The organism is Nocardioides sp. (assembly GCF_036374615.1).
Classification (GTDB): Bacteria; Actinomycetota; Actinomycetes; order Propionibacteriales; family Nocardioidaceae; genus Nocardioides.
In genome coordinates this window covers 1-6,983 of record NZ_DASUTK010000175.1, presented here as the reverse complement: position 1 = coordinate 6,983, position 6,983 = coordinate 1, and the positions used below count along the sequence as shown (strand labels likewise).

Genomic DNA, 6,983 nt, shown 5'->3' with positions numbered 1-6,983 from the left:
CCACGACGGCCGACCGCACTGGGGCAAGCTCCACACCCGCACCGCGGAGGACCTGGCGCCGGCGTACCCGCTGTTCGACGAGTTCCTGGCGCTGCGCGACCGGCTCGACCCCGACCGGGTCTTCGACAACGCCTACCTGCGGCGGGTCCTCGGTCCCTGACCCTCGTCGAGCGCGGGGTCAGACGCTGGCCGGACCCCTCGGCAGCGGGGCGTGCCAGTTGCGCCGGATCGCGAGCAGCCGCCAGACCAGGCAGACGAACGCTCCGACCAGTGCGCTGAGCAGCTCGGGCTGGTCGAGCCGGTGACCGACCACCGCGATGGCGGCGCCCGTGAGCGCCGGGGTCGCGTAGAGCTCACCGCGGAAGACGACCGGCACCCGGTCGGTCAGCAGGTCCCGGATCACCCCTCCGCCGATGCCGGTCACCATGCCCATGAGCGCCGCGGGGACCGGACCCAGCCCGAACTCCGCCGCCTTGAGGGCGCCGGTCACGCAGAACAACGCGAGCCCGAACGCGTCGAACACGTTGACGCCGCGCTCCATCCGGCCCACAGCGGGATGGAAGCGGAACGTCACCAGCCCGGCCGCGACCGGAACCATCAGGTAGCGCCAGTCGGCGAGCGCCGCCGGCGGCGTCGCGTCGATCAGGACGTCCCGCAGGAACCCACCTCCCAGCCCGGTCGCGCCGGCCAGCACCAGCACCCCGAAGATGTCGAAGTCCTTGCGCACCGCCACCAGCGCCCCGGAGATGGCGAACACGAAGATCCCGATCAGGTCCAGGGTGATCAGGGCGGGTGAGCTCACGGCCGGAGGTTACCGGGGCGCGCCGGGTGACGATCGCCTCCGGCCGCATCCCGCTGGCGTAGGCTCGCACCCATCCGGAGCACACCCGACGACCGACCTGAGAATGCACCTCGACCAGGAAGAACGACACGCGCGATGGCCCACCTCACGCTCGCCGGCCTGAGCAGTGACGGCAAGCGCCTGCTCCTGGTCAGTGACAAGGGCGTCGAGTTCACCGTCGACGTCGACGAACGCCTCCGGGCCGCGCTCCGCGGCGACCACGCACGCCTCGGCCAGTTGGAGATCAAGATGGACAGCGCTCTTCGCCCCCGTGACATCCAGGCCCGGATCCGGGCCGGCGAGACGCCCGAGGCGGTGGCCCAGGCAGCGCAGACCACGGTCGACGCGATCATGCCGTTCGCGGCGCCGGTGCTCGCCGAGCGGCAGCACGTCGCCCAGCGGGCGCAGCGCTCGTCCGTCCGGCGTACCGGCCAGTCCGGTGGCGCCCGCACCCTGGGCGAGGCGATCGGCGCCCACCTGCGCGGCCTCAACATCGACCCCGAGACGGTCTCCTGGGACGCCGCCCGCCGCGAGGACGGCCGGTGGAACCTGGCCGGCGAGTTCTCGGTCTCCGGGCGGAGCGGAACGGCGCGGTTCACGTTCGACGCCCCCGGCAACTACGTCGTCGCCGACAACGACGACGCCATCTGGCTGCTCGGCGACGCTGCCCCCGACTCGTCGGCCGACTCCCCCACCCCGGCCAACGACCTCGAGCGGGCGCGCGCCCGTCGCCACGCGTACGGAACCGCCGGGGAACCGGAGCTACCGCTCGGCGACGACGCGATCTCGCTGGTCCGCGGCGACGACGCGATCGGTGCGGAGCAGCCGGTCGAGGCGTACCTCGACGTGGCCCCCGCTCGGTCCGAGCCGAGCGACGACGACCGCCAGGACGACGCCGTCGAGGACGGTGACGTCGTGGCGGAGCTCGACGCCGCGGAGCAGGGCGAGACCGACTCCTCCGAGGACCCCTCCGGCGAGGAGCCGACCGAGCCCACCCGCCGTAAGCCCGCCAAGAAGCGCGGCCGCGCCTCGGTCCCCAGCTGGGACGAGATCATGTTCGGCGGATCGAGCGGCTCCGACCACGCCTAGGCCGAGTCGTGCCCCGTGCGGGCCGAGTCGACGGTCAGCCGGTCTCCACCGGGCGATCGGGGTCGGTGATCCAGCCGCTGAAGCTGCCCGGGTAGAGGGCGGCGCGGATCCCGGCGACCTCCATCGCGAGCACGGTGTGGCAGGCGTTCACGCCGCTGCCGCAGTACGCCGCGACGGACGAGTCAGCAGCCACACCTGCCCGCGCGAACACTTCCCGCAGCTCGTGCGGGTCGCGGAAGTGGCCGTGGTTGTCGAGGGTCTGGGCGACCGGCACGTTGACCGCGCCCGGGATCCGGCCCGCGACGGGGTCGATCGGCTCGGTCTCCCCGCGGTACCGCTCCTCGACCCGGACGTCGACCAGCACGTCGACGTCGGACACGTCCGCGGCGGTGACCACCGGCATCACGCCGGGACCACCCGCGAAGTCGCCCAGCGCGGGTCGCGGTAGCTCGGTGGTCTCGGGCCCTCCCGCGGCCCGCCAGGCGGCCAGCCCGCCGTCCAGCAGCCGTACGTCGGGATGGCCGTGGTGCCGCAGCAGCCACCAGCACCGGGCTGCCGCCTGCCCCGCGGAGTCGTCGTACACCACGACCGGGCGGGACCCCGACACCCCGGCGCGCGCCATCGCCTCCTCGAACCGTCCGGGGCTGGGCAGCGGGTGGCGGCCACCGGCGCCCGGCGGGTCGGCGAGGTCGGTCTCCAGGTCCACGAACACCGCACCCGGCAGGTGCCCGGCGGCGTACTCGTCGAACCCCGCCGGGCCGCCGAGCCGCCACCGCACGTCGAGCAGCGTCACGTCGCCGAGCCGTTCCCGGAGCTCCTCGACGGTGACCAGTGGAGACGTGTGCCGAGATGCCATGACGCCATCCTGCCGCAGGTCGCACGTGGGGCGCAGCGCGCGGGTGTGACAGGATCGCACCCCGTGGCGGAACTGCACTTCTTCACCGGAACCATGGACTCGGGCAAGAGCACGCTCGCCCTGCAGACCAACCACAACCACGCCGCCCGCGGCCGGGTCGGCCGGATCTTCACGACCCACGACCGGGCCGGCGAGGCCCTGCTGTCCAGCCGGCTGGGGCTGACCCACGCCGCGCTCGAGGTCGCGCCGGACTTCGACTTCTGGCGGTACGTCGTCGACGACCTGACCCAGGGCGGGCGGATCGACTACCTGATCTGTGACGAGGCCCAGTTCTTCACGCGCAGCCAGGTCGACCAGCTCGCCAAGCTGGTCGACGAGCTCCAGATCGACGTCTTCGCCTTCGGCATCCTGACCGACTTCCGCAGCAACCTGTTCGAGGGCAGCTCCCGGCTGGTCGAGCTGGCCGACCGGGTCCACACGCTCCAGGTCGAGGCACTGTGCTGGTGCGGGAAGCGCGCCACCCACAACGCCCGCACCGAGAACGGCATGATGGTCACCGAGGGCGAGGTGATCGTCGTGGGCGACGTGGACGCGCTCGACGAGCCCCCCGCCGAGGTCGCCTATGAGGTGCTCTGCCGCCAGCACCATCGCCGCCGCCTCACCGCCGCGCGTGCCAAGGCCGTCTCCCTGGCGCCCGAGCCGCTGCCCTTCGGCTGACGGCTGGTCCAGACCACAGCCGAATCTCGCTTCCCCCGGGACGCCGCTCACGAGACTCTGTGCCGAGTCTTGGCGCGCGACGGCGTGCCAGCGAAGGGGGAGACATGAGAAGCACGTACAAGGTCCTGGCGTATGCCATCGCGATCCTGGTCGTGGTGCAGGCCGGCGCCATCGCCTGGGCGTTCTTCGGCGTGACGGACTGGATCACCAACGACAACGGAGTGATCGACAAGGCGTACCTGGAGTGTGAGGACTGCGAGTCGATCGGCACGGCCGAGTGGGGGTTCGCCATCCACATGTTCTTCAACGGCCTGGTGCTCATCCCACTGCTCTCGTTGATCCTGCTCGTCGTGTCCTTCTTCGCGAAGGTCGGCGGCGGGGTCCGGCTGGCGCTGATCATCGTGCTGCTGGTCGTCCTCCAGGTCATCGTGCTTCCGATGCTGTCGCGTGAGGTCGACCCGGCGTTCGGCGCCTTGCACGGCATCAATGCGCTGATCCTGCTCGGGGCCGCCGCCGGAGCCGGCCGGCGGGCGTCGGTGCAGTCCCGCGCGACGCAGAGCGCGCGAGAGCCGCTCTCGGCCTGACGCCCGGGGTGCGAGTCGCCACACACTGGCGGCGGTGGACTGCTGTACTCGCCACCGCCGCCGTCGTGCTGCCCCTCGGCTGGCTCTGGTACGGCAGCCTGCTGCCGGACGAGTACGACATGGCGCAGATGGGGCACGCCGACTGGGGCGGTGGACCCCGCGGGGTGCATGCGGCCATGGCCGGCGGCCATCACGGCACCGCGGTCTCCGAGCTGATCGCCGACCCCGAGCGCACGCCCGACGTACGCGAGACGCTGACGGTGCGCGACGACGGGCGTCAGATCACGGTCAACGGAAGCACGCCGGGTCCGACGATCCGCGCTCACCAGGGCGATCTGGTCGAGGTGACGCTCGTCAACGACAACCTGGATGACGGGACCACGCTCCACTGGCACGGGGTCGACGTCCCGAACGCCGTCGACGGCGTGGCCGGCGTGACCCAGGACGCCGTGATGCCGGGCGAGGAGCACGTCTACCGATTCGTGGCCGAGGACGCCGGCAGCTACTGGTACCACTCGCACCAGGTCTCGCACGAGCAGGTCCAGCGAGGCCTGCTCGGCGCGCTGGTGGTGGAGCCGACGGAGGACGGCGAGTCGACGGACGTCGACGAGACGTTCCTGATCCATCGGTACGGCGGGTCGGGCAGCCTCAACGGCGTCGAGGGCTTCTCGGAGGTCGACGCCGAGCCTGGTGACACCGTCCGGCTGCGGCTCGTGAACACCGACAACGGACTCGCGACCGTCTGGCTGCCCGGTGCCACGTTCCGGGTGCTCGCCGTCGACGGCACCGACGTCAACCAGCCCGGCGAGCTGACCGACACCGCGATCCCGCTCCCGGCCGGCGGCCGGGTGGACATCGGGTTCACGGTCCCGGACGACGGGGTCCGGGTCGAGTTCTCAGGCGGCCCGTCGCTGGGGATCGCCGCCGGCCCGGCCGACGCCCGCACGTCGCCACCCGACGAGGTGCTCGACCTGCTCACCTACGGCGAGCCCGAGCCGGCCCCCTTCGACGTCGAGCACCCGGACCGCCGCTTCGAGTACGCCATCGACCGCAAGCCGGGCTTCCTCGACGGGCGCCCCGGGATGTGGTGGACGGTCAACGGCGGGATCTTCCCGGACGTGCCGATGTACATGGTCTCCGAAGGAGACGTGGTGGTCTTCGAGATCACCAACGACAGCGGTGACGCCCACCCGATGCACCTCCACGGTCACCACGCCCTCGTGCTCAGCCGCGACGGCGTACCCGCCACCGGCAGCCCGTGGTGGGTCGACTCGCTCGAGGTCGCCGTCGGAGAGCGGTACGAGGTCGCCGTGCTGGCCGACAACCCCGGCGTATGGATGGACCACTGCCACAACCTCCCCCACGCCGCAGAGGGGCTCGTGGCCCACCTGATGTACGACGGAGTGTCCTCGTCGTACGTGGTCGGCGGCGAGCACGGGAACCACCCCGAGTGAGGCGTCAGCTGAGGAGGATCGGGATCAGCATCTCGGCCGGGGTGAGCGATCCGTGCAGACCGACCAGCTTCGCCTCGTAGGGGAAGGCGATCGTCGACATGACCGCGGTGTCGCCGGTGCACGCGACGACCACGTCGCCGAGCCTAGGACGGACGGCGGGGTCGACCGGGCCGAACCAGCCGCGTGCGATCGCCTCGTCGCGCAGCAGCACCTCCGCACGGTCTCCCAGCGTGGCGCGCCAGGCTGCTGCCACGTCGGCAGCCGCGCCACCGGAGACGTACAGGTGACGGAACCGGGCCTCGCCTCCGAGCAGCGCGAGCCCGTCGCGCAGCTCGGCGTGGTCGTCGACGTCGACCCTGCTCTCCGGAGCGGAGTCGACCATGCCGTGGTCGGCGACCACCAGCATCCGGGCGTGCGCGGGCAGTGCCTCCCGGAGCTGCTCGGCCTCGGCGTCCACCATCGCGAGCTGCTGGAGCCACTGGCTGGACGCGACGCCGAACCGGTGCCCCGTCCAGTCGAGGTCGCCGTCGTAGACGTAGGTGAACGAAGGTCGCGGCGTGGACGCCGTGACGACCGCGGCGATCCGCTCCCCGACCCGGTCCGCACCGACGTACTCGACCCCGCGCTGGGACGCGACGGTGAGCCCGCTGCTGCGGAACTCCCGCTTGTTCACGCACGTGACCGTGACACCCAGGGCCGCCAGCCGCGCGAACGCGGTGGGGTGGGGCTGCCACTCCACCGGATCGACGGCCGCATCCCAGCGCAGCGCGTTCAGGAGCGTGTTGGTACCGGGGATGCGGGAGGTGAACCCGACCAGGCCGTGCGCACCGGGGGGAAGCGCGGTGCCGAGCGACGTGAGGCTGGTCGCCGTCGTCGAGGGCACGCCGGCAGTCGCCGGCTCCCCCGGCGCCAGCCCGGACAGGAACGGCGCGGCGTGGGCGTGCCGCTGCAGCAGCTGGGAACCGAGGCCGTCGACCAGGAACACGACGTACGACGGCGCGGGCGGGAGTGTCAGCCCGGTCGGCTGCTCCTCGAGCGGATGGCCCAGCGAGTGACCCAGCGCCGCCGCGACCGCCGGCACGACGTCGCCCAGCGACCGCGAGCGGTAGGCGGGCTCGACGAAGCCGGTGTGCTCCACGCGCTCAGCCCGGACGGGTCAGCGCGGAGAGCGACTCGGCGAACTCCAGCAGCCGGCCGACGGCGTCGGCACCCTCGGCCGCAGCGGAGACGCGGAGCGAGAAGTCGTCGGACGCGAACGAGCCGGTGTAGCCGTGGTCGGCGTCGCACTGCGGGTCGCTGCAGCCGGCCGGTTCCAGGTCGAGCCGGCCCGCGCCTCCCCAGCCCAGCGTGACGACCGCTTCCGCAGGGCGACCGGCCCCCGCGGTGGGGTTCGTGACCATCCGGGTCACCACGACCGACCGGATCGACGAGAGCGCGATCGC

Annotated in this window: 9 protein-coding genes; 5 read left to right on the top strand and 4 right to left on the bottom strand. The window is 72.4% G+C overall.

What is annotated here, in order from left to right:
* Positions 1-160, top strand: a 160-nt coding sequence (locus VFZ39_RS13735) for a D-arabinono-1,4-lactone oxidase (protein ID WP_330866336.1), incomplete at its 5' end; no start/stop codon positions are given.
* Between the two features lie 18 nt (positions 161-178).
* On the opposite strand, the gene VFZ39_RS13730 is transcribed toward VFZ39_RS13735, so the two are convergent.
* Positions 179-802 carry a trimeric intracellular cation channel family protein gene (locus tag VFZ39_RS13730; protein ID WP_330866335.1) on the bottom strand — a complete coding sequence of 208 codons (624 nt, stop codon included), beginning with the start codon at positions 800-802 and terminating at the stop codon, positions 179-181.
* Between the two features lie 135 nt (positions 803-937).
* Between VFZ39_RS13730 and sepH the strand changes: the two genes are divergently transcribed.
* On the top strand, positions 938-1,930 hold the full coding sequence (sepH, locus tag VFZ39_RS13725) for a septation protein SepH (RefSeq protein WP_330866334.1): 993 nt from the start codon (positions 938-940) through the stop codon (positions 1,928-1,930).
* Between the two features lie 34 nt (positions 1,931-1,964).
* On the opposite strand, the gene VFZ39_RS13720 is transcribed toward sepH, so the two are convergent.
* Complete coding sequence (locus VFZ39_RS13720) at positions 1,965-2,786, bottom strand: sulfurtransferase (protein WP_330866333.1); 822 nt, start codon at positions 2,784-2,786, stop codon at positions 1,965-1,967.
* 63 nt (positions 2,787-2,849) lie between these two features.
* On the opposite strand from VFZ39_RS13720, the gene VFZ39_RS13715 reads away from it, so the two are divergent.
* The 3 genes from VFZ39_RS13715 (at position 2,850) to VFZ39_RS13705 (ending at position 5,541) form a co-directional block, all read left to right on the top strand.
* Positions 2,850-3,503 (top strand): thymidine kinase, encoded by a 654-nt coding sequence (locus VFZ39_RS13715; protein WP_330866332.1) that lies wholly within the window; start codon positions 2,850-2,852, stop codon positions 3,501-3,503.
* A gap of 104 nt (positions 3,504-3,607) precedes the next feature.
* Positions 3,608-4,087: a hypothetical protein gene (locus VFZ39_RS13710; RefSeq protein ID WP_330866331.1), complete on the top strand. Its 480-nt coding sequence runs from the start codon at positions 3,608-3,610 to the stop codon at positions 4,085-4,087.
* A 65-nt stretch (positions 4,088-4,152) separates the two neighbouring features.
* On the top strand, positions 4,153-5,541 hold the full coding sequence (locus VFZ39_RS13705) for a multicopper oxidase family protein (protein WP_330866330.1): 1,389 nt from the start codon (positions 4,153-4,155) through the stop codon (positions 5,539-5,541).
* 4 nt (positions 5,542-5,545) lie between these two features.
* On the opposite strand, the gene VFZ39_RS13700 is transcribed toward VFZ39_RS13705, so the two are convergent.
* Together VFZ39_RS13700 and VFZ39_RS13695 are read right to left on the bottom strand one after the other, a co-directional pair.
* On the bottom strand, positions 5,546-6,679 hold the full coding sequence (locus VFZ39_RS13700) for a nucleotide pyrophosphatase/phosphodiesterase family protein (protein ID WP_330866329.1): 1,134 nt from the start codon (positions 6,677-6,679) through the stop codon (positions 5,546-5,548).
* Between the two features lie 4 nt (positions 6,680-6,683).
* On the bottom strand, positions 6,684-6,983 hold a 300-nt coding region (locus VFZ39_RS13695), incomplete at its 5' end, for a DUF5998 family protein (RefSeq protein WP_330866328.1).

Excerpts from the sequence above, each read along its gene's own strand:
- VFZ39_RS13710 (WP_330866331.1), top strand. The coding sequence starts at position 3,608 with ATGAGAAGCACGTACAAGGTCCTGGCGTATGCCATCGCGATCCTGGTC.
- sepH (WP_330866334.1), top strand. The coding sequence starts at position 938 with ATGGCCCACCTCACGCTCGCCGGCCTGAGCAGTGACGGCAAGCGCCTG.
- VFZ39_RS13720 (WP_330866333.1), bottom strand. The coding sequence starts at position 2,786 with ATGGCATCTCGGCACACGTCTCCACTGGTCACCGTCGAGGAGCTCCGG.